The 22,874-nt window shown below is 38.7% G+C and carries 16 protein-coding genes and 1 pseudogene; 8 read left to right on the top strand and 9 right to left on the bottom strand.

The genetic code is table 11. The annotated features are described in order from the left end of the window. The first annotated feature begins 375 nt into the window (after window positions 1-375). A pseudogene (locus DK866_RS07805) lies at window positions 376-1,363 on the top strand (IS110 family transposase). A 536-nt stretch (window positions 1,364-1,899) separates the two neighbouring features. Continuing rightward, on the top strand, window positions 1,900-2,430 hold the full coding sequence (gene zur, locus DK866_RS07810) for a zinc uptake transcriptional repressor Zur (protein WP_109408448.1): 531 nt from the start codon (window positions 1,900-1,902) through the stop codon (window positions 2,428-2,430). Between the two features lie 145 nt (window positions 2,431-2,575). Here the strand turns inward: zur and DK866_RS07815 are convergent, their stop codons facing one another. From DK866_RS07815 to DK866_RS07825, 3 genes are all read right to left on the bottom strand, one after another. Beyond that, the gene (locus DK866_RS07815) at window positions 2,576-2,812 is read right to left on the bottom strand and encodes a type II toxin-antitoxin system RelB/DinJ family antitoxin (RefSeq protein ID WP_109408449.1); all 237 of its coding nucleotides are present in this window, start codon (window positions 2,810-2,812) and stop codon (window positions 2,576-2,578) included. Between the two features lie 160 nt (window positions 2,813-2,972). Further along, complete coding sequence (lexA, locus tag DK866_RS07820; RefSeq protein ID WP_072070935.1) at window positions 2,973-3,584, bottom strand: transcriptional repressor LexA; 612 nt, start codon at window positions 3,582-3,584, stop codon at window positions 2,973-2,975. Window positions 3,585-3,711: 127 nt separating this feature from the next. After that, window positions 3,712-4,083 carry a diacylglycerol kinase gene (locus DK866_RS07825; RefSeq protein ID WP_006536373.1) on the bottom strand — a complete coding sequence of 124 codons (372 nt, stop codon included), beginning with the start codon at window positions 4,081-4,083 and terminating at the stop codon, window positions 3,712-3,714. 130 nt (window positions 4,084-4,213) lie between these two features. Between DK866_RS07825 and plsB the strand changes: the two genes are divergently transcribed. Continuing rightward, entirely contained in the window at window positions 4,214-6,697 is a 2,484-nt protein-coding gene (gene plsB / locus DK866_RS07830; RefSeq protein WP_109408450.1) for a glycerol-3-phosphate 1-O-acyltransferase PlsB, read from the top strand. Window positions 6,698-6,799: 102 nt separating this feature from the next. Here plsB and ubiA read toward each other — a convergent pair whose 3' ends face one another. The 3 genes from ubiA to pgi all read right to left on the bottom strand — a co-directional run bounded on the left by ubiA (window position 6,800) and on the right by pgi (window position 10,060). Then, complete coding sequence (ubiA, locus tag DK866_RS07835) at window positions 6,800-7,654, bottom strand: 4-hydroxybenzoate octaprenyltransferase (protein WP_109408451.1); 855 nt, start codon at window positions 7,652-7,654, stop codon at window positions 6,800-6,802. A gap of 28 nt (window positions 7,655-7,682) precedes the next feature. Beyond that, window positions 7,683-8,192, bottom strand: coding sequence for a chorismate lyase (gene ubiC / locus DK866_RS07840; RefSeq protein WP_109408467.1), 510 nt, complete (start codon window positions 8,190-8,192; stop codon window positions 7,683-7,685). Between the two features lie 221 nt (window positions 8,193-8,413). After that, window positions 8,414-10,060, bottom strand: coding sequence for a glucose-6-phosphate isomerase (gene pgi, locus DK866_RS07845; RefSeq protein ID WP_109408452.1), 1,647 nt, complete (start codon window positions 10,058-10,060; stop codon window positions 8,414-8,416). Between the two features lie 265 nt (window positions 10,061-10,325). On the opposite strand from pgi, the gene lysC reads away from it, so the two are divergent. Together lysC and DK866_RS07855 are read left to right on the top strand one after the other, a co-directional pair. Next, on the top strand, window positions 10,326-11,705 hold the full coding sequence (gene lysC, locus DK866_RS07850) for a lysine-sensitive aspartokinase 3 (protein ID WP_109408453.1): 1,380 nt from the start codon (window positions 10,326-10,328) through the stop codon (window positions 11,703-11,705). 141 nt (window positions 11,706-11,846) lie between these two features. Then, on the top strand, window positions 11,847-12,632 hold the full coding sequence (locus DK866_RS07855) for a hypothetical protein (RefSeq protein WP_109408454.1): 786 nt from the start codon (window positions 11,847-11,849) through the stop codon (window positions 12,630-12,632). A gap of 45 nt (window positions 12,633-12,677) precedes the next feature. On the opposite strand, the gene DK866_RS07860 is transcribed toward DK866_RS07855, so the two are convergent. Then, entirely contained in the window at window positions 12,678-13,256 is a 579-nt protein-coding gene (locus tag DK866_RS07860) for a hypothetical protein (RefSeq protein WP_244179669.1), read from the bottom strand. A gap of 133 nt (window positions 13,257-13,389) precedes the next feature. Then, window positions 13,390-17,067, bottom strand: coding sequence for a methionine synthase (metH, locus tag DK866_RS07865; protein WP_109408456.1), 3,678 nt, complete (start codon window positions 17,065-17,067; stop codon window positions 13,390-13,392). Window positions 17,068-17,320: 253 nt separating this feature from the next. On the opposite strand from metH, the gene iclR reads away from it, so the two are divergent. From iclR to DK866_RS07880, 3 genes are all read left to right on the top strand, one after another. Then, entirely contained in the window at window positions 17,321-18,157 is an 837-nt protein-coding gene (iclR, locus tag DK866_RS07870) for a glyoxylate bypass operon transcriptional repressor IclR (protein WP_109408457.1), read from the top strand. 305 nt (window positions 18,158-18,462) lie between these two features. Then, window positions 18,463-20,319, top strand: coding sequence for a phosphogluconate dehydratase (gene edd / locus DK866_RS07875; RefSeq protein ID WP_109408458.1), 1,857 nt, complete (start codon window positions 18,463-18,465; stop codon window positions 20,317-20,319). Window positions 20,320-20,397: 78 nt separating this feature from the next. Next, window positions 20,398-21,039, top strand: coding sequence for a bifunctional 4-hydroxy-2-oxoglutarate aldolase/2-dehydro-3-deoxy-phosphogluconate aldolase (locus DK866_RS07880; RefSeq protein ID WP_109408468.1), 642 nt, complete (start codon window positions 20,398-20,400; stop codon window positions 21,037-21,039). A gap of 75 nt (window positions 21,040-21,114) precedes the next feature. Here the strand turns inward: DK866_RS07880 and aceK are convergent, their stop codons facing one another. Continuing rightward, the gene (gene aceK, locus DK866_RS07885; protein ID WP_109408459.1) at window positions 21,115-22,836 is read right to left on the bottom strand and encodes a bifunctional isocitrate dehydrogenase kinase/phosphatase; all 1,722 of its coding nucleotides are present in this window, start codon (window positions 22,834-22,836) and stop codon (window positions 21,115-21,117) included. Between the last annotated feature and the right edge of the window lie 38 nt (window positions 22,837-22,874).

Below are 22,874 nucleotides of genomic sequence, written 5' to 3' on the forward strand. Positions count from 1 at the left end.
TAGTCGCTAGCGCGGTTTTCTTTATTTCGCGGGGGGCGTTATTTAGATGATTTCAATAAGTGAAAAAGTATTCAACGTGCGGTTTCCAAGAGGTTTCAACGCAATCTTCGAATGACTAGTCTCGGAGTTAACAGGCACTTCACAGTCCATCAGACTAACCTATCCTCTTGCATCTTTAATTTGTATGGTAGTTAGCTACTACCATACGAAACAGAGTGAGCTTGTCTTTCCTCTTTATGGATAAACCTTGGTCCTAAGTAAAAGCCCCCTATTTCACCTTTCACGCCAGCATTTAAATTGGACGGTTACCGAGAGCAATGGCTCTGCATGTACAAGAGTAATAAGCGTGATGGTCTTTGTGAAAGGAGAACACTCATGTTTCATATTGGAATTGATGTTAGTAAAAAGAAATTAGATATCTGTCTGTTATTAGATGGAATTTCAGGTAAACGTAAAACTAAAGTCCTCAGCAATGATACCCACGCTGTGCCACAATTAATCAGTTGGCTGGGTAAGCAAAAATGTCAGCCTAAAAAAGTACGTATCGTATTGGAAGCGACAGGAACTTATCATGACCTCCTTTGCGATCAGCTTGTTGATGCTGGCATTTATCTCTCTATCGTCAACCCTTACCGTATCCGTGAGTTTGCAAGAGGAATGGGGGTACTGACTAAAAATGATACGGTTGATGCTTATGCACTTACCTGTTTTTCAACCCTAAAACAACCCACCGCGTGGGAACCACCTCCACCAGAAGTCCGTGAACTCAAGTCTCTTTTGTGTCGCCGGAAGGCGCTGCTATCTGATGTTCTATCAGAGAGAAATCGTTTAGAAAAAGCAGAGGCTACAAAAACACCAAAAGTTGTAATGCATTCCATGCATGAATGTACTGAAGACCCAGGAGAAAGAGAAAAAAGGAATAGAAGTGGAGATAGCCAGACACATTGATAATAATCCTGGATTAAAAAAAGACATGGCACTGCTGACATCAATAAAGTCAATTGGCCCTCAATGGGCAGCATTATGTTGATAATCCTACGCAGCCATAATTTCCAGAATGCTGAGCAGGTTGCTGCCTATTTGGGTGTGGTTTCCGATTGAAAAGCGTTCAGGCTCATCAATGAATGTTCACACCCATTTATCGAAAGCAGGTCCTTCAGATGTCAGAGCAAAACTCTTTTTTGCATCAATAACAGCTAAGCAATTTAATCCTCATGTAAAAGCATTGTATGACCGGCTACTAGCACGAGGTAAATCGAAAATGTCAGCACTTGGTGCCGCGATGAGAAAATTAATTCATCTATGCTATGGCGTACTGAAAACTCAGATACCTTACGACGGAAATTATGGCCTAGCCGGTTGACAGCTAAGATGGTTAACTTAGTAGTCGCTGACAACAATGTAATGTTTCACAGAGTATATTATAAAAAATTTTACATATAACATTACAATTTGTAGTTTTGGTCGAAAAGATTGTGATAATTTTCTCTACTATATAAGCATTTATTGTTTTCATGATATTGTTCATGCTATATCAGGTAAACCTAACCATTCTAAGGTTCAGAACAAATTATTTAAAACCATCTAAAAAATTAACCCAGCTTAGGCTGGGTTTTTTTGTTGCTAATGATCAAAAAGCTATATCCCCATGTAAGCCAACTTGTTTACATAGAATAAATTCGCTTTACGCAGTAAATTGTTATGTGTTTATCTCTCTTCAAAGACACTTTCTTTATATTATTGAAAGAAAACATGTTCTTTTATCTAACAACAGCTCTCTTTAAAAAAGAGCGTAATACCACAGTTATTTTCATAAAACCCCACTTTACACAAAGGTTTACTCTTGAAAAATATGATAGGATCTGTGTTATTAACAACGTCTGAGAGCATCTTATCCCCATGAATGAAGAGAAATTGCTCGCTCAGGCAGAAAAGATCTGCCAGAAACGAGGTGTTCGCCTGACTTCACAACGTCTGGCAGTATTACGTCTGATAATGCAGCAACCTTCTGCTATCAGCGCATATGATTTATTGGATTTATTACGCCAAGTTGAGCCACAAGCCAAACCACCAACAGTCTATCGCGGGTTAGAATTTTTACTTGAGCAAGGATTTATCCATAAAATAGAATCCACCAACAGTTATGTACTTTGTCATCATTTTGATGATGTTGAACATACGTCAGTCATGCTAATTTGTGACCGTTGCTTATCTGTCACAGAAAAAAATAGTCATAAAATCGAAAATGCGATTTCATTACTAGCAAAAGAGAGTGGGTTTCATTTACGACATAGCGTCATCGAAATTCATGGATTGTGTTCACTGTGCCACGAAGCACAAGAGTGTACGCATCCTGAAGGCTGTCATCATGATCACAGTATGGATGATAATCTTAAGCAGAAAAAAACCGGTGACTATAAGCCTCGTTGAGCTTATAAAATACAAAAAGCCAGCTAAATGCTGGCTAATACGTGTTCTACTTTTTAATTCTCACTTCGGCTAATGAATAAGCTTTACTCTCTTCTCGCTTACCAACAGCAATAACTAAAATCACAACTTAAGAATCAATAACTTGCTAAACCAATCGAAAACCAGATGCTCGTAATTTAATCTTATAGCAACCCGTGAGATCACCTTTTAAGCGAGCTGACGACTCTATGACAGAAACTTCTGAGAAAGGTAATTTTTCATTTTCAGAAACATAACGTAGAAATAATCTTATGGCATCTGAAGGAGACAGGTTCATTTTTTCAAATACTTGATAAGCTTCTTTTTTGAGCTCATCGTCTACTCTAACTTGTATCGTTGTCATAAGCACCTCCGCAATTAAAACACATCATATTGTAATTACATTTGTAGTGCAGTGGTGTTTTTTTATACAAATCAGAAATAAAAAATGCAGACGATTTTGTGTTTTTACACATCATCTGCATCTTTATAAAATAAGTTGTATTGACTTACTTTGGTACAAATTACAGCCATTCACCGTTACGAATAACCCCTACTGCTAAACCTTCAACAGTAAAGCTTTGCTCGCGTAAATCGACAATAATAGGTGAAAACTCTGGATTTTCTGCATGAAGTTCAATTTTATTACCGCTTTTCTTAAAGCGTTTTACTGTCACTTCATCTTCAATACGTGCCACAATCACTTGCCCGTTATGAACATCTTGTGTTTTATGCACAGCAAGTAAGTCGCCATCCATAATACCGATGTCTTTCATCGACATACCATTAACGCGCAATAAAAAATCTGCACTTGGTTTAAATAGCATTGGGTCAACTTGATAATGGCTTTCAATATGCTCTTGTGCTAAAAGTGGTTCACCAGCAGCAACTCGCCCAATTAATGGCAGTCCTTCTGGCTCTTCTTCCATCAGCAAACGGATACCTCTAGATGCACCAGAGATAATTTCTATCACGCCTTTACGAGCAAGAGCTTTTAAGTGCTCTTCTGCCGCATTTGGTGAGCGAAACCCAAGTTGGGAAGCTATTTCAGCCCGTGTTGGTGGCATACCCGTTTGCGAAATGTGATCACGAACCAAATCGTAAACCTGCTGCTGCCTTGCAGTTAATGCTTTCATTCCGCCCCCTGTTTGTTTATACAGTCAGACTGTGAGTATATACAGGTATATGACGATTTGAAACCTTAAATGAATATAAAACACGCATCTTTGGATTATTTTTCGACAAAAATCGAATTTTTTAACTTTATGCGAAGAAATGTCCCCAAAGAATGGTTACCCAAGTAAATAATCCCAATATAATAGCAATGAGAACGGCAGCAGAACCCATATCTTTTGCACGTCCTGATAATTCGTGGTATTCAGATCCAATTCGATCGACAACCGCTTCTATTGCACTATTTACCAGTTCCAAGATCACAACCAATACAACGGAACCAATGAGTAAAATGCGCTCTAGACCACTGACATCGATGAAAAATGAAAGGATAATTGCAACCAAGGTCACAATTGCTTCTTGTCTAAAAGCAGCTTCATTAATCCAAGCGGCACGAATGCCCTTGTATGAATAGCCACCAGCTTTGATGATTCGGGTAAGACCTTTATTTTGATTAGCCATAATAAACTCTATCGAAAACAAACGATTATTTTGCCACTTTTCTCTATTAATATTGTCACAGCACCACAGATCTACGAAAGACTTTCTGTTATGCTTTCGAAGTATTGCTAATAAGAGGCTACAACTATTTATGTCAGCTTGGCGTAAACTATATTATAACACATTGAATTTACCACTAAAATTACTGGTAAAAAGTAAACGAGTTCCGACTGATCCTATCACTGAGTTAGGGTTGGATACGTCGCGATCTTTCCTTTATGTGCTGCCTTATCATTCAAAGGCAGACTTACTGACATTAAGACAGCAATGTTTAACTTTAGGATTGCCTGATCCACTGCAACCTATTGAGATAGGCGGTACGAAGCTCCCTGCGTATGTCTTTATTGATGACGGCCCAAGAGTATTCCGTTACTACTCGCCCGATCCTCGTAAAGATTCCGTGAAAACATTCCACGCTTATCTTGATGCTCATCGTAATAATCCACACCTTGATATCGAGATGTTACCGGTTTCCGTGATGTTTGGTCGCTCTCCTGGCCGTGAAGGTCATAATGGCGTACCACATTTACGTGTGCTTAATGGTATCCAAAAATTTATCGCTATCCTCTGGTTAGGTCGTGATAGCTTTGTTCGTTTTTCACCCACTGTATCAATGCGTGAAATGGCGAACGAACACGGTACTGACACCAGTATAGCCCGAAAACTCGCACGCGTTGCGCGTATTCATTTTTCTCGCCAGCGTTTAGCCGCTGTTGGCCCAAAATTACCAGCACGTCAAGACCTCTTCAATAAATTGCTTTCATCGAAAGCCATTGAAAAAGCAATTGAAGATGAATCAAAAGCAAAAAAAATATCACTGGATAAAGCGCGCAAAAATGCTACTGATATCATGGAAGAAATTGCAGCTAATTTCTCATATGAAGCGGTGCGTATTAGTGATCGCGTATTAAGTTGGACATGGAATAAGCTCTATCAAGGTATCAACGTCTATAATGCCGAACGAGTACGTAAACTCGCACAAGATGGACATGAGATTGTTTATGTACCTTGCCACCGCAGCCACATGGACTACCTACTGCTTTCTTATGTGCTTTATCATCAAGGCTTAGTTCCTCCACATATAGCAGCGGGTATTAACCTTAATTTCTGGCCAGCAGGTCCAATTTTCCGCCGTTTAGGGGCTTTCTTTATCCGAAGAACCTTTAAAGGTAACAAGCTGTACTCCACCATTTTCCGTGAATATTTAGGTGAGCTATTTACACGAGGCTACTCTATTGAATATTTCGTTGAAGGTGGACGCTCACGTACAGGTCGATTGTTAGATCCTAAAACAGGAACACTTTCAATGACAGTACAAGCAATGTTACGTGGTGAAACACGCCCTATCTCTGTTGTTCCTATTTATATTGGGTATGAACACGTTATGGAAGTGGCAACCTATGCCAAAGAATTACGTGGCGCAACAAAAGAGAAAGAAGGTTTTATGCAGATGGTGAGGGGTTTACGTAAATTACGTAACCTTGGCCAAGGCTATGTTAACTTTGGTGAACCTATCTCTGTTGCACAGTACTTAAATCAAGCGGTTCCACAGTGGCGTGATGATATTGATCCCATTGAGCCACAACGCCCAAGTTGGTTAAATCCAGCTGTAAGCGCATTAGCTGACAATATTATGGTTCATATCAATAATGCAGCCTCAATTAATGCAATTAACTTGGTCTCAACGGCACTGTTAGCATCACGTCAGCGAGCACTCACTAGAGAACAGCTGTTAGAACAAGTCGATTGTTATCTGCAATTATTACGTAATGTGCCTTATTCGACTGACATGATTGTGTCTGATAAAAATGCTGAGGCATTATTAGAACATGCTCTGCAATCAGATAAATTCTTAGTCGAAAAAGATAGTTTAGGTGATATTGTGGTGCTTCCTCGTGAAAGCGCGGTATTAATGACTTATTACCGTAATAACACGATCCATTTAATGGTTACTCCATCGTTAATTGCTAGCATCATCTTGCATCATGAAAAAATCCATCGTGATGATTTAATGAAACAGGTTGAATTAATCTTCCCTCTAATTAAAGCAGAGTTATTTATTCGCTATGAGAAAGAAGAGCTGCCTGAAGTCATTAATACCTTGATCGCAGAACTTTGTCGTCAGCGTCTAATTTGTTGTGATAGTGATGGCTTACTACGCATTAATCCTGCTCGTATTCGTCCATTACAGCTTTTAGCGGCTAGTGTCAGAGAAACATTACAACGTTATGGCATTACGCTGTCTTTACTCAATTTTGCTCCTGAAATTAGTCGTGCATTATTGGAAAAAGAGAGCCGTATTTTGGCACAACGTCTTTCTGTATTACATGGCATCAACGCACCTGAGTTTTTTGATAAAGCAGTATTCTCTACCTTAGTTTCAACACTGCGTGAAGAAGGCTATCTCAACGATAACGAAGATATCCTAAAAGCAGATGCATCTGCCCTTTACCAAGTGATTGCAAAATTAATGTCGCCAGAAATTCGCTTAACCATTGAGAGTGTCGGTGTCACTGAAGATAACAATTCAGCACAGATAATGAATGAAAAGAATGAGCCTAAAGCTGATAAATAATCAGTAAATAACGCCATGACCGCAATAGAAAAGGGATAAGCGCATTGCTTATCCCTTTTTGTTTCTACTCAGTGATAGAGAATACTTCAGCGCTTATTTATCTTAAAAATAACTAAATAAAATACCCGCAAATAAAACGAAACCAACATAATTATTATTCATAAAAGCTTGAAAACAAGGTGCTCTTTCACGCTCTGCAATCAGTTTTTGTTGATAGATAAAGAGCGCGGTAATGAGTAATATCGACCAATAATAGATACCTTTCATGTTCAGCAGAACACCAATACCCACGAGTAGCGCCAACATCATCAGTTGTAAAATACCGATAATAATTTTGTCATAACGACCAAATAAAATAGCAGTAGATTTTACGCCAATCTTTATATCATCATTGCGGTCAACCATCGCATATTGGGTATCGTAAATCACCGACCAGACAATATTAACAAGAAATAATAGCCAACATACTAATGGTAAGCTTTCAGAAACAGCAGCAAAACCCATTGGAATCGACCACCCAAAGGCCATACCTAAAATAAGCTGAGGTAGACTACTAAAGCGTTTAACAAAGGGGTAGAACCATGCTAGTGCAAGTCCTGCCACAGAGAGCCAAATTGTCATCGTATTGAGTGTGAGTACTAATCCAAATGACAAGATAACCAATACAATAAATAAAATTTTACTCTCTTTTTCTGTCACAGCCCCACTAGGTAATGGTCGATTTTTAGTTCGTTCAACGCTGCCGTCAATTTTTCTGTCAGCAAAGTCGTTTATTACACACCCAGCGGCACGCATAGAGAACACGCCAATAGTAAAGACAATCAGAATATGCCAATCAGGAAAACCTTTAGCCGCAATCCATAAAGCCCAATAAGTTGGCCAAAGTAATAATAGCGCTCCGATAGGTTTATCTATACGCATTAAACGGCTATATGCCTGCCATTTATTGTGCGTCATACTTCCCTCCAATTTTAGCTCCCCCTAATTACTTCTCATACACTGGTGATGCAGGTAGAAACACCTCGGTTAATAATAAAGGTTTATCTGAAAGCTGGAAACGAGAACGGCGTAGCCAATACCCATTTTGTTGCCCGATATGAATAAAATCACGGCCTAAGGTTGTTTCCTGAAACAGATAACGTCCAAGAGGAACGGTTCTTAAATTGACCAGTTTTCTATCTTCACCTGTCAGTGTCTCTTCTGGTACTAATGTTCTCCCTAATAACCAAGGAACATTATCACCACACAATACCACTTCTCTTAACCAATAACGCTGACTTTCAGGTAAACATGCTTTTTCATCAGCAGGCTCAATAACCTCAACAAATCCTTCTTGATAAGGCATCACTGTAACTTTTTGACAATGCTGTTCAAAGCGTCGTGTCATTGAGCCTAATTCCATTAACCAACTTAATGTACTTTCTTTAATGTTTTCATGTTCCTCACTGGGCAACCAATGGATAGGAGCAGGGGTAATTATTGATTTTTTGAACATTATTTCATCATCACGCGTTGATGATCCTAGCTTGTGTGAGTCATGATACATAAGGATATCATGATGTGACTAAGGGAAGTTAAAAGCTGATAACATTTCGCATAAATAATCTAAAAAAGCGTTAAAAGAAAATCAGATTGAGCACGAAATATTCAAAAAATAAAGGAGGCCATAAAAACCTCCTTTGTATCTAACCGACTACTTATATTCAATTTATTCGATTAACGCCATGCTTTGTAACGATTAATCAGGTTATTTGTTGAGCTATCATGGCTGTTAACACTTTCCTTACCTTTTAATTCAGGAAGAATGCGGTTAGCCAGCTGTTTACCTAATTCAACACCCCATTGGTCAAACGTGAAGATATTGAAAATAACACCTTGTACAAAGATCTTATGTTCATACATTGCAATCAATGCACCTAATGAATAAGGCGTAATTTCTTTTAACAGAATAGAGTTAGTTGGGCGATTACCTTCGAACACTTTGAAAGGTGCAACATATCCCATGGTTTTAGGATCTTTTCCTGCTGCCGCAAATTCAGCATCAACTTGCTCACGAGTTTTACCAAAAGCGAGCGCTTCTGTTTGAGCAAAGAAATTAGACATCAATTTTGCATGGTGATCTGATAATGGATTATGACTAATTGCAGGTGCAATAAAATCACAAGGGATAATTTTTGTACCTTGATGGATCAGTTGATAAAACGCATGTTGGCCATTTGTACCTGGTTCACCCCAAATAATAGGTCCCGTTTGGTAATTGACTTGATTTCCATCGCGATCAATATACTTACCATTTGATTCCATATTACCTTGTTGGAAGTAAGCAGCAAAACGATGCATGTACTGATCGTATGGCAGAATCGCTTCAGTTTCTGTGCCAAAAAAATTGTTATACCAAATGCCAATCAGTGCAAGGATTGTTGGGATGTTATTTTCAGCATCAGTGGTTCTAAAGTGGTTATCCATAGCATGAGCACCTTCCAATAATTGCTCAAAGTTGTCATAACCAACAGATAACGCGATAGATAAACCAATTGCTGACCATAATGAATAACGACCACCAACCCAGTCCCAGAACTCAAACATATTGGCAGTATCAATACCAAATTTTTCAACTTCAGTGCTATTCGTGGATAACGCGACGAAATGTTTAGCGACAAAAACACTCTCTTTCGCTGATGCTAAGAACCAATCTCTTGCTGAATGCGCATTTGTCATGGTCTCTTGTGTCGTGAATGTTTTTGACGCAATTAAGAATAATGTAGTTTCGGGATCACATTTTTTTAGTGTTTCGGCAATATGAGTACCATCGACATTCGAAACAAAATGCATAGTAAGGTGGTTTTTATATGGGCGTAATGCTTCTGTTACCATATAAGGGCCGAGATCGGACCCACCGATACCAATATTTACAACATCAGTAATTGCTTTGCCTGTATAACCTTTCCATTCACCACTAATAATACGTTCACTGAATTTTTTCATTTTATTCAGTACTGCGTTAACTTCTGGCATAACATCTTTGCCATCAACGATGACAGGAGTATTGCTACGATTACGTAATGCAGTATGCAATACAGCACGATCTTCAGTACGGTTGATTTTTTCACCCGTAAACATGCTATTTATCGCACCTTCTACGTCACATTCCTTCGCCAAAGCCTGCAATTTATCTAATGTTTCTTTCGTAATACGGTTTTTTGAAAAATCCACTAGAATTTGGTCTGAAAACACTTTTGAAAATTGCTCAAAGCGTGATGGTTCCTGAGCAAAAAGCGTTTTCATATCGGTATCTTTGATAACCGAAAAATGGTTTTCTAATGCCTTCCAAGCTAGGGTTTGAGTTGGGTTTACATTTTTCATTCACAATACTCTCTTAAGATTACAATCCAATATTCTCAGATTGTAGCCTGACATTTAATAGTTACAGTCAATTCTTTCTCATTTGATGATATTGGTCAAAACCAATCAACAAATCTAGTACTAATTACTTACATAGGTAAAACCGATAATGTGGAGCTGATTATTAATTAAATTGATTATTCTTCACTCTGCATTGACTCTCTACTTAATAACCGATATTCCTAATTGTGTCCAACATCTCATTTTTGCCTAAAGGAATACGACAATGACTGATAATACTGCTACGCCTTCATCTTCATCATCACCATACACTATCGCTAAATTTGGTGGCACGAGTGTTGCCAACTATTCAGCAATGGAAAAATGTGCAGATATTATCCTGAAACAAAAGTCAGTTCGTGTCGTCGTTCTTTCTGCATCTGCTGGGATCACTAATCTGCTGATTGAACTTGCGGCAGGCACTGAGCCTTCACAACGAGAAGCTTTACTTTCACAAGTTCGCGATATTGAGTACGCGATTATCAATCAACTCTCTCAGCCAGAAATTATTTCCCAAGAAATAAACCGCTTGCTTGAAAATATTGAAATGCTCTCTGAAGCGGCCGCGTTAGCTACTTCTGATGCATTAACAGACGAACTTGTAAGTCATGGTGAATTAATGTCAACCTTACTTTTCGTTGAGTTACTGCGTGAAAAAGGCATACAAGCGGATTGGTTTGATGTCAGAAAAGTGATGAAAACGAACGATCTATTTTGTCACGCTGAGCCTGATATGGTGCAATTAACCGAGCTCACACAAAGCCTTCTTCAGCCTCGTCTAGATGAAACAGTTATTGTCACACAAGGCTTTATTGGTCAAGAGCCAAAAGGTAGAACCACAACTCTAGGTCGTGGTGGTAGCGACTATACGGCTGCATTGATTGGTGAAGCACTAGGAATGTCTCGTGTAGATATCTGGACGGATGTACCAGGCATTTACAGCACTGATCCAAGAATAGTGCCAGAGGCGCATCGTATTGATCAAATCGCCTTTGATGAAGCGGCAGAGATGGCAACCTTTGGCGCTAAAATATTACACCCCGCTACATTATTGCCTGCTGTTCGTAGTGGCATTCCGGTATTTGTTGGCTCAAGCAAAGCTCCCGAAGAAGGTGGTACGTTAGTTTGTGCACAAACAGAAAATCCACCTGTATTCCGTGCTATTGCACTGCGTAGAAAGCAAACATTGCTCACGTTACATAGCCTGAAAATGCTTCATGCGCGTGGTTTCTTGGCTGAAATTTTCACCATTTTATCGCGCCATCATATTTCGGTTGATGTGATAACAACATCTGAAGTCAGTATTGCTTTAACCCTAGATACAACAGGTACAACAAATTCATCAGGCAGTTTATTAACAAATGCCTTATTAACTGAGCTTTCTGCATTATGCCGTGTTGAAGTAGAAGAAGATCTGGCGTTAGTTGCCGTGATTGGTAACTCTCTTTCACAGGTAAATGGTTTAGGTATTAAAATTTTTGGCACATTAGAAAATTACAATATTCGTATGATTAGCCACGGTGCAAGTACTCATAATTTATGTTTATTAGTTGATGGCAAAGATGCGGATAATATTGTGCGTAAATTGCATGATACTTTGTTTTAACAAATTCACATTGAAAAGAGAGATAAAATTTTTATCTCTCTCAAAATTCAACCTTTATTGCTGAAAAGGTGCAAGCTTTAAAGAACTTCATTTAATAATAATTAGAATCAAAGCCTAATTCTATTAATGGAGTATTAAAAAATGCATAAAGTCAGTAATAGCAGCATGAGTATAAGTGAAATTATAAGTAATAAAATTAGCACTAATAAGCCTCATGCTCGTATTCTTACAGATATAAAAAAAGAAATTAATTCTTTGCACAATAATTCAGTTACGCTGAGTATTCCTCTCGATACCACGCTCTCTCTTTTAAAATATATAGAAGATAAGCGTCCTATTTCTGAAAATATAGATGCCATATACAATCTAGAATTAGTCGATAAGGATAGCCTTTTCTCTATGATTGATATACATCATAGAGAAAAGAAAAAAGACCATTCAGCTATTAGCCTTTATTCAGATATATTAAAAAAAATAGGCATAAATACTACAAATAAAGAAATTCAGCTTACAAAGGAATTTATGAAACTATCTGATAAAATCATAGAAAATCACACCACAATAAAAAATACAATAAAAGTTCTAGATAGTTATTTTCAAAATCTTAAAGACAAACTAGATGAAACACCTGAACTCGAAAAGAAAATAAATGAATACGATGACCAAAATAAAATTCTCTCAAGCTTAATTAAATACAATACATCACAAAAAAACATAGGAATGAAAATTGAAGAAGAAACAAGTAAAGCCAAGAAGTATAATGAAAATTTAAATAAAGCCATTGATGAACTATGTACAATCACTTCAAATTATATATCTATATTAGAAAATAGTGACCAATTAAAAGATCATAATAAAATATTAGAATTAATAACAAATCATAAAGAAAGCATAGAAAAAATAAATACTACTTATCTTAGATTTTAATATTTAATCTAGGCTTCTTTTTCTAGAAGCCTAGCTTCTAATAAATTAATAAACTCGATAACCACCATATTTCTTAGCAAATTGATTAAACTTACCAAAATCAATTAAAGCAATCTCTAAAGAACGATGAGCAAGATGTGACATCTTTGCAATTTTTTCAACGAAAACTCGGTTATCTTCCAGCAATTTAGCGGTAAGTGTAGCTGCAATTATTTCGCACTCTTTGGGTGTCACAATCCAACCATCATTAGTGGCAAATTTACAAATAGGAATATTGCCTTCTTTCTCACTCTCTTTGGCTAATAACGCTTCTTCTTCTTTCATCGCCTGCTTAAATAACACAATTTCTTCTTCAACAGGCTCAGGAGTAGTAGGAATTTTATGATAAAGATAATCCCCCACTTCTTCGATTCGTGCAGGCGTCATTTCTGCTTTTAGCCAAATATTATCAAATACTTTTTCGTCTAAAATTGCCTCTGTATCTAAACTTCCTGTTAATTGCATCAGATTTAAAAAAGCATTAATTAACACTTCATTTAATGGATAGCCCCCTTTCACTAAAGAAGGGAAAGGTATTTCAGTGCCAGCGGGCGGAGTTTTCTGAAGATACAAAGTATAACTCATCGTCATGTCCTTTTTTCTGATACAGGCTTATAGCTTATACACCTTTAATGGGAACTGCGAGAGGAAATAACAAGGGGATATCGCTACCCCCTCTGGATTTATTATATTGTTGAGATCTTAGAATAAAGACAAATTAAGATCCATAACCTAAATTAGGCGCTAGCCAACGTTCAACTTCATTGACACTCATCCCTCGACGTTTTGCGTAATCTTCAACCTGATCTTTTTGAATTTGAGCAATTGCAAAATATTTACTTTCAGGATGACTAAAATACCAACCGGATACTGAAGCACCCGGCCACATCGCATAAGCATCTGTTAGCTTCATACCAATACGGTTTTCAACATCAAGCAGTTGCCAAATTTTGGCTTTTTCTGTGTGTTCAGGGCAGGCAGGATATCCCGGTGCAGGTCGTGTTCCTTGATATTTTTCTCGAATAAGCTCGTCATTAGAGAGGTTTTCATCAGGGCTATAACCCCAAATTTTTGTTCTCACCTGTTGGTGAAGATATTCCGCAAAAGCTTCAGCAAGACGATCCGATAACGCTTTCACCATGATTTTATTGTAATCATCATGGGCATTATCATACGCATTGGCGAGCGAGTCTTCTTCTAGCCCTCCAGTTACAGCGAAAGCACCGAAATAATCAGGGACACCACTTTCCACTGGCGCAATAAAATCGGCTAAACAGTAGTTAGGAAACTCTTTTTTCTCTGTTTGCTGGCGCAAATGGCAACTGTGCAATAATTCATGCTGTCGGCTTTCATCTTGATAAATAACAATATCATCACCCAAACGATTAGCAGGAAAGATCCCCATAATACCTTTAGGCGTGAGTAAGTTTTCATGACTTAGCTTATCCAACATCGCGTTCGCATCAGCGAATACCCGTTTCGCTTCTTCACCGACCACGTCATCTTCTAAAATACGAGGATATTTACCTGCTAAAGACCACGTCATAAAGAAAGGCGTCCAGTCGATATATTCACGCAGCACATCAATGCTTACAGTAATTTCTTGCACACCAAGTTGGTTCGGTTTGGGTGGCGTGTAATTTTGCCAATCAATTTTAAGTGCATTGGATCGCGCAATGTCTAAAGCGACCGGTGGTGTACGTGGTTTTTTTCTAGCGTATTGCTGGCGTACGACTTCATATTCGCGCCGTGTTTTTGCAACAAAATCCGCTTTTTGTGTTTCAGATAATAGAGCTGCAACAACACCGACCGTACGTGATGCATTCTGTACGTAAATGGTAGGATGGCTATAATTTGGTTCTATTTTTACAGCTGTATGGGCTTTAGACGTTGTTGCACCACCAATCATTAATGGTAACGAAAAACCTCGCCTTTCCATCTCTTTAGCCACATTCACCATTTCATCAAGTGACGGAGTAATCAGACCTGAAAGACCAATAATATCGACTTTTTCATCAATCGCCGTTTGCAGGATCTTATCGCAAGGTACCATTACCCCCAGATCGATAATCTCATAGTTATTACACTGCAAAACAACTCCGACAATATTTTTACCGATATCGTGAACATCCCCTTTTACAGTAGCGAGTAAAATTTTACCTGCGGAAGTACCTGCTTGTTTTGTCGCTTGAATATAGGGTTCAAGATAAGCAACGGCTTGTTTCATCACCCTTGCTGATTTCACTACTTGAGGTAAAAACATTTTCCCTTCGCCAAACAAATCACCCACTGTATTCATACCATTCATCAATGGTCCTTCAATAACTTCAATTGGGCTTGATGCTTGTTGACGACAAGCTTCCGTATCTTCAACAATAAATTCAGTGATCCCTTTAACTAAGGCGTACTCTAAGCGTTTTTCTACATCCCATTGACGCCATTCAGCAAGTTGATGGTTTTGTTCATCATTTTTCGTTCCACGATAACGCTCTGCCAATGCTAATAGATTATCTGTGCTTTCTTCATGGCGATTTAAAATAACGTCTTCAACCGCATTACGCAGTTCATCTGGCAATGAGTCGTAAATAGCAAGTTGCCCTGCATTCACAATCCCCATATCCATGCCATTTTTTACGGCGTAATAAAGAAAAACAGAGTGAATAGCTTCACGAACAGGATCGTTACCCCGGAATGAGAATGAAACGTTAGACACCCCGCCAGATATTAAAGCATAAGGTAATTGAGATTTAATATCTGCACAGACCTCAATAAAATCAACAGCATAATTATTATGTTCAGCAATGCCTGTCGCTACTGCAAAAATATTAGGATCAAAAATAATATCTTCAGGTGGAAAACCGGTTTGCTCTGTTAATAACTGATAAGCTCGACGACAGATTTCGATTTTACGCTCTCGAGTATCCGCTTGCCCCACTTCATCAAACGCCATAACAACGACAGCGGCACCATATTTACGCACTAATTTAGCATGTTCAAGAAAAGGTGTTTCTCCCTCTTTCATTGAAATTGAGTTAACAATTCCTTTGCCTTGGATACACTTTAATCCCTCTTCGATTACTTCCCATTTTGAAGAGTCGATCATCACCGGAACCTTGGCAATATCAGGCTCACCAGCAATAAGATTGAGAAAACGTGTCATGGCTTCAACCGCATCTAGCATGCCTTCATCCATGTTGATATCGATTATTTGAGCACCATTCTCAACTTGCTGACGTGCAACATCCAATGCTTCTTGGTAATTGCCTTCTTTTATCAAACGCTTAAATTTCGCCGAGCCTGTTACGTTAGTTCGTTCCCCCACATTTACAAACAGTGAGTTATCATCAATCACTAAAGGCTCTAAACCTGAAAGGCGACACGCTTTCTTAAGAGTCGGTAATACTCTTGGTGCGATACCTTCTACTGCTTGTGAAATTGCAAGAATATGTGCAGGTGTTGTTCCACAACATCCCCCCACAATATTGAGAAAACCAGCTTGCGCCCACTCTTTAATTTGCTCAGCCATTTCTTGAGCATCTAAGTCATAACCTCCAAATGCGTTAGGTAAACCCGCATTAGGGTGAGCGCTGACATAGGCTTCAGAAATTTGCGAAAGTGTTTGAATATATTGGCGTAATTCTTTAGGGCCTAACGCACAGTTTAAACCAAATGAGAGTGCATCAGCATGACGTAAAGAGTGGTAGAACGCTTCTGTTGTTTGCCCTGTTAAAGTTCTTCCTGAAGCATCTGTAATGGTGCCTGAGATCATCACAGGTAATTCAATATTTAGCGCTTCAAATTCACATTTAATCGCAAAAATAGCAGCTTTCGCATTTAATGTGTCGAAAATAGTTTCGACCATAATTAAATCGACACCGCCTTTAATTAGTCCTCGAATCGCTTCTCGATAAGCATCCACCAGCTTATCAAATGAAACATTACGAAATGCAGGATCATTAACATCAGGAGATATGGACGCCGTTCTATTTGTTGGTCCTAAAACACCAGCAACATAACGTGGTTTATCAGGAGTTAAGGCACTCCATTTATCTGCACAGATTTTTGCTAATTTTGCAGCTTCTTCATTCAACTCAAAACAGAGCGACTCCATCTGATAATCAGCCATCGCAATGGAAGTTGAGTTAAAGGTATTGGTTTCAACAATATCAGCACCCGCTTGAAAATAAGCATCATGTATATCTGCAATAATCTGGGGTTGTGTTAACACTAAAAGGTCATTATTTCCTTTAACATCACAACCCCAATTAGCAAAACGCTCACCTCGATAATCAGCTTCTGTCAGTTGATATTGCTGGATCATTGTACCCATTGCACCATCGAGTACTAAGATACGTTTTTCTAATGCTTCTACCAGTTGTTGTTTTATGTTTGCCACGTTGCTTCCTCTTAATCGAGAATGTTTTTATTCTTATTTCTTTATTTTTCTTTCGTTGTTTTTTTATCCTACCATATCTTTTTAGAAAGATTTCTAAGACGAAGATGAGAGATTTTCACTCAGTAATAAATGCTTTTAATAAATATTTCTTATCACACACTTTGTTTTGAAAAATGTAGTGATCGGAGGAGTTTTATTATGCGAGATAGTTCATAATAGATATTAATATGGATAGCATTTCTGGAGTGTATGCATGACAGTTTCCCCTACAAATAAAAAAGTGCGTAAGACGAAAACAACTGCCACTCAAAGTACTGCACAAGGAGGCCCCGTTCAGTCATTAAGCCGTGGACTGACATTATTGGAATATATTTCCGAATCTCCGGGGGGGATCGCCCTAACAGATCTCGCCTTTCAAGCTGGATTGCCTAATTCCACAACACACCGTTTACTCACGACACTTCAGCAACATGGTTTTGTCCGTCAAGTTGGCGATTTAGGGTTGTGGGTTGTTGGTACACACGCCTTTATTGTTGGCAGTAGCTTTCTGCAAACTCGTAATCTTTTAGTAATGGTGCATCCTATTTTGCGTCAGTTGATGGAAGATTCAGGTGAAACCGTCAATCTGGCTATTCTTGACCAAATTGAATTTGATGCCGTGATTGTCGATCAAGTGCAATGTAATGCACTAATGAGAATGTCGGCTCCTATTGGTGGTAAATTACCGATGCATGCTTCAGGTGCTGGTAAAGCATTTCTTTCGACGTTGCCAGAAAATAAATTGCTACCGCTACTCCAGAAAAAAGGCTTAATGGCCTATACACCTCACACCAGAACACTCCCTTCTTCTTTAAAAGAAAATTTGGATCAAGCTCGTAAACAAGGTTTTTCTTTCGATGATGAAGAGCATGCTTTAGGCTTACGCTGTATTGGTGCTTGTATTTATGATGAACACCACCAGCCTTTTGCTGCAATTTCACTTTCAGGCCCTGTTTCTAGAATGACTGATTCACGTATCACTGAATTAGGCGCTATGGTTATCAAAGCTGCAAAACAAATTAGCCGTGAATATGGTGGTGTAAAAAGCTGATCCTATCTTTCACCTTCCTCGTTACCAAACAATGAGGAAGGAACTCCCTAATTAAACCGATTCAGCTTTTTAAAAAGGCAGAGTTTCGGCTTTATATTCGTTAAATATTAAAAAACTGTTATTTATCACCTAAAAAAATTGATGTTGATCACAGATGTTGTTTAAGACGCATTAAGAGTATTGCAACTCTTCTTGTTACCCGCAACAATGTTACCGGTAACAAATACTATAGCTAAATTAAAATACGCTCTATTCATAGCCGATAGTAACGCTCATCACCCTGTGTGAATAAAGGAAGCATCATTATGAACCCTAAAAACCATAACCCAATTCAGAACGACTTTGTTCCGCTTAATGAGACTGTAAAACAGGTAACAGAGCGCATTATTGTTCGCTCACAATTGACTCGTCGTGCTTATCTGAAAAAAATCGAAGCTGCAAAAAGCCAAACAGTACATCGTGCTCAATTAGCTTGCGGTAATTTGGCTCATGGTTTCGCTGCTTGTCAGGCTGATGATAAAAATCGCCTGAAAAATATGGTTCATAATGATATTGCCATTATCACTGCTTACAATGATATGTTGTCAGCTCATCAGCCGTATGAAAATTATCCCCAAAAAATTAAAAAAGCATTACATGCTGTTGGTGCCGTAGGGCAAGTTGCAGGCGGTGTTCCTGCTATGTGTGATGGTGTAACTCAAGGTCAAGATGGGATGGAACTATCACTCCTGAGTCGGGATGTGATTGCGATGTCAGCGGCTGTCGGTTTATCTCATAATATGTTTGATGGTGCACTCTATTTAGGGATCTGCGATAAAATTGTTCCTGGACTGACAATGGCAGCACTCTCTTTTGGTCATCTTCCTGCTATTTTTGTTCCTGCTGGCCCTATGACGAGTGGTTTACCCAATAAAGAAAAAGTGCGTATTCGCCAACTTTATGCTGAAGGTAAAGTGGATCGTCATGCATTGTTAGAAGCCGAAGCAGCGTCTTACCATAGTATTGGCACCTGCACCTTTTACGGTACAGCGAACTCAAATCAGATGGTCATGGAAATGATGGGGTTACATTTACCCGGTGCTTCTTTTGTTCATCCAGATACCCCCTTGCGTGATGCATTGACGGATGCAGCGGCTAACCAAATAGTACGCCTTACTGAAAACTCAGGTAATTACCTTCCTATCGGTCAATTAGTTGACGAGAAGGTCATTGTAAACGGCATTATTGCTCTATTAACAACGGGTGGATCAACTAACCTAACAATGCACTTAGTTGCAATGGCACGCGCGGCTGGCATTATCATTAATTGGGATGATTTCTCTGAACTTTCACAAGTTGTGCCACTGATTGCTCGTATTTATCCTAATGGCCCTGCCGATATCAACCAGTTTCAAGCAGCAGGGGGTATCGCACTAATTATTCGCGAACTACTGAAAAAAGGCTTAATTCATCGTGATGTCAATACTGTTGCAGGATTTGGCATTGAGCGTTATACCTTAGAACCTTGGTTAAATGAGGGTAAACTTGATTGGCGCGAAGGTACAACAAGCTCTTTAGATAAAGATGTCATTGCTGATATCAATACACCATTCTCATCACATGGTGGTACACAAGTGATGCAAGGTAATTTAGGCAGAGCTGTAATGAAAACTTCAGCCGTACCTGATGAAAATAAAATTATCGAAGCCCCTGCTGTGGTGTTTAATAGCCAACATGATATTGCCGCTAAATTTGAAGCCGGTGAGCTAAATAAAGATTGTGTTGTGGTTGTGCGTTATCAAGGGCCACAAGCCAACGGTATGCCAGAATTACATAAATTAATGCCACCACTAGGGGTGTTAATGGATAAAGGCTACAAAGTAGCATTAGTTACCGATGGCCGACTTTCAGGCGCATCTGGTAAAGTACCTGCCGCAATTCATGTCACTCCTGAAGCTATTAATGGTGGTTTATTATCCAAAGTGCACGATGGTGATATCATTCGTGTTAATGGTAAAACAGGTGAGTTAACACTCCTTGTTGATGAACAAACACTCAATGCTCGCCAAGATAAGATGCCTGATTTAAGTGCGAACGACATAGGCTGTGGCCGTGAACTATTTGTGAATTTGCGTCGTCATTTATCCGGAGCTGAACAAGGTGCTTGTTGTATTGATTTTTAATAGCAACAAGTTTTAATGCCTAACGAGGAGCAGATTTAATTCATTTGCTCACCATTTTCTAATTAGGAAATACAAATGATGAATCATTGGAATACAAGTGCAGAGTCTGTACTAAAATCAGGGCCTGTCGTTCCTGTTATTGTTATTAATCATATTGATGAAGCTGTACCTGTTGCCAGAGCATTGGTTGCAGGTGGCGTAAAAGTTTTAGAAGTCACATTACGTACAGATTGCGCTATTGAAGCTATTCGCCGTATTGCGAAAGAAGTCCCAGAAGCCATTGTGGGTGCAGGAACCGTGATTAATCCACAACAGTTAGCACAAGTTACTGAAGCAGGCGCTCAATTTGCTATTAGCCCTGGGTTAACAGAAGCACTACTCAAAGCTGCAGTAGCTGGAACGATCCCTTTAATTCCTGGTATTTCAACAGTTTCTGAGCTAATGCTCGGTATGAGTTATGGTTTAAATGAATTTAAGTTTTTCCCTGCTGAAGCCAACGGGGGTGTTAAGGCATTAAAAGCAATTGCAGGACCATTCTCAAAAGTTCGCTTTTGTCCAACCGGAGGCATTTCACCAGATAATTACCGTAATTATCTGGCGCTAGAAAGCGTACTTTGTATTGGTGGCTCTTGGTTAGTGCCTAATGATGCGGTTAAAGCTGGTGATTTCCAGCGTATTACTGAATTAGCTAGAGAAGCTGTTGCTGGCACTCAGCGCTAATTTTTGCAATAAAAATATATTTAGCTCAATAAAGATAGGTATCCCCTTTATGCCTATCTTTGTTTTTAACCTTTTTTATTCTGACGGATCACGATAAGCAAATCGCTTAGTTTGGGCATAAGCGTAAACATCCTCAATATACCCTTCTTTAATTCTTTGCTGTTGTTGTTGCCAATATTCTGGTGATAAAAGATCATGATGTTGAGCCTCAAAATAACGACAGACTTGTTTATCACTGCATAAAAAATAACGAAATTCTTCTGGAAAAACATCATTAAGCGCAACGCTATACCAAGGTTCACTGGCTAATTCATCTTCAGGATAGCGGGCCGGAGGGATCGCCCGAAAATTCATATCTGTAATATAGCTAATTTCATCATAATCATAGAAAATGACACGATGATGACGAGTCACTCCAAAGTTTTTAAATAACATGTCACCAGGAAAAATATTCGCCGCGATAAGTTCTTTTAATGCTTGGCCGTAGTCTTCGACGACAGCTTTGAGTTGATCATCATTACATTGCGCCATATAGATATTGAGAGGTGTCATTCTGCGTTCCATATAAAGATGGCGGATCAGTAACTTATCGCCAAGATCTTCCAATTTATTTGGGATCTCCTGTTCAAAGACAGCCATTAACTCAGGGCTAATTCTTTTTTTATCGACCACAAAATTCTCAAATTCTTGAGTATCTGCCATTCGACCAACACGATCGTGCTCTTTAACTAATTGATAGCACTCTTTTACACGCTCAGCGGTGATCGTTTTTTGTGGCGCAAATTTATCTTTGATCACTTTAAAAACACGATCATACGTTGGTAACGTAAACACCAACATCACCATACCTTTTACTCCTGGTGCTTCGATAAATTGCTCCGATGAAAAATTCATAAAAGCAAGGTATTCGCGGTAGTATTCTGTTTTACCGTGTTTTTGACATCCAATAGACATATAAAGCTCAGCGATAGATTTCCCCGGCAATATATCTCTTAACCATGCAACTAATGCCGCAGGAAATGGCGCATAAACCATAAAATAAGAACGGGCAAAACCAAAGACAATGCTGGCTTCATCTGCGGTTATCAAACAAGTATCAATCAACAATTGTTGTTCAATATTATGAATAGGTAATAGGAACGGAATATATTGATTATCAATAACAATTTTACCTATTAGCCATGCAGCTTTATTACGATAAAAGAGTTCATTTGCAATATGAAATACCGCATTACGTAACTGCAAAGAAGAAAACTGGGCATTTAGCACATTACAGATTGAATTAATATCTCGTTGCTTATTTTGCCACGGCAACCGTAAAGGTAAGCGCGATAAGATGTCTTGCAGTAATGTCGGTAAATCACTTTGAATAACAAACTGCTTTGATAATGGTCGAGGGGCTTGCGTAAAGCGATAAGCAGGTTGTGATGAAAAAACAAAAAGATTTCTTTTATTCAATTCACGATGGTGAAACAGACGACAATAAACGGAATTAAAAAAGCTTTCTGCAATCTCAAATCGAGGATAATTAGGCAATAATTGCGTATAGTTTTCTTTTACTTTTTGTAAAAAAAGACTTTCTTTATCAATGTCGTGACGAATACATCTAAGTTGTTCAACCACTAATCCAACATGATTATCATATAAACGGATGCGCTCTTTCATCGCCAGTTGAGCACCATGCCAATCTGCTTGTTCAAAACGATATTGAGCTCCTGATGTTATCTCAAGGAAACGACCATATTGAGCATCAAAGCCCTGTAAAATTGTTTGAGCAATCAAATCTTCTGGCGTCATTCACAACCTCACGAAAAAGAGGAGCATCCTGCTCCTGA

The sequence above is a fragment of the Proteus genomosp. 4 str. ATCC 51469 genome, assembly GCF_003144375.1.
GTDB lineage: Bacteria > Pseudomonadota > Gammaproteobacteria > Enterobacterales > Enterobacteriaceae > Proteus.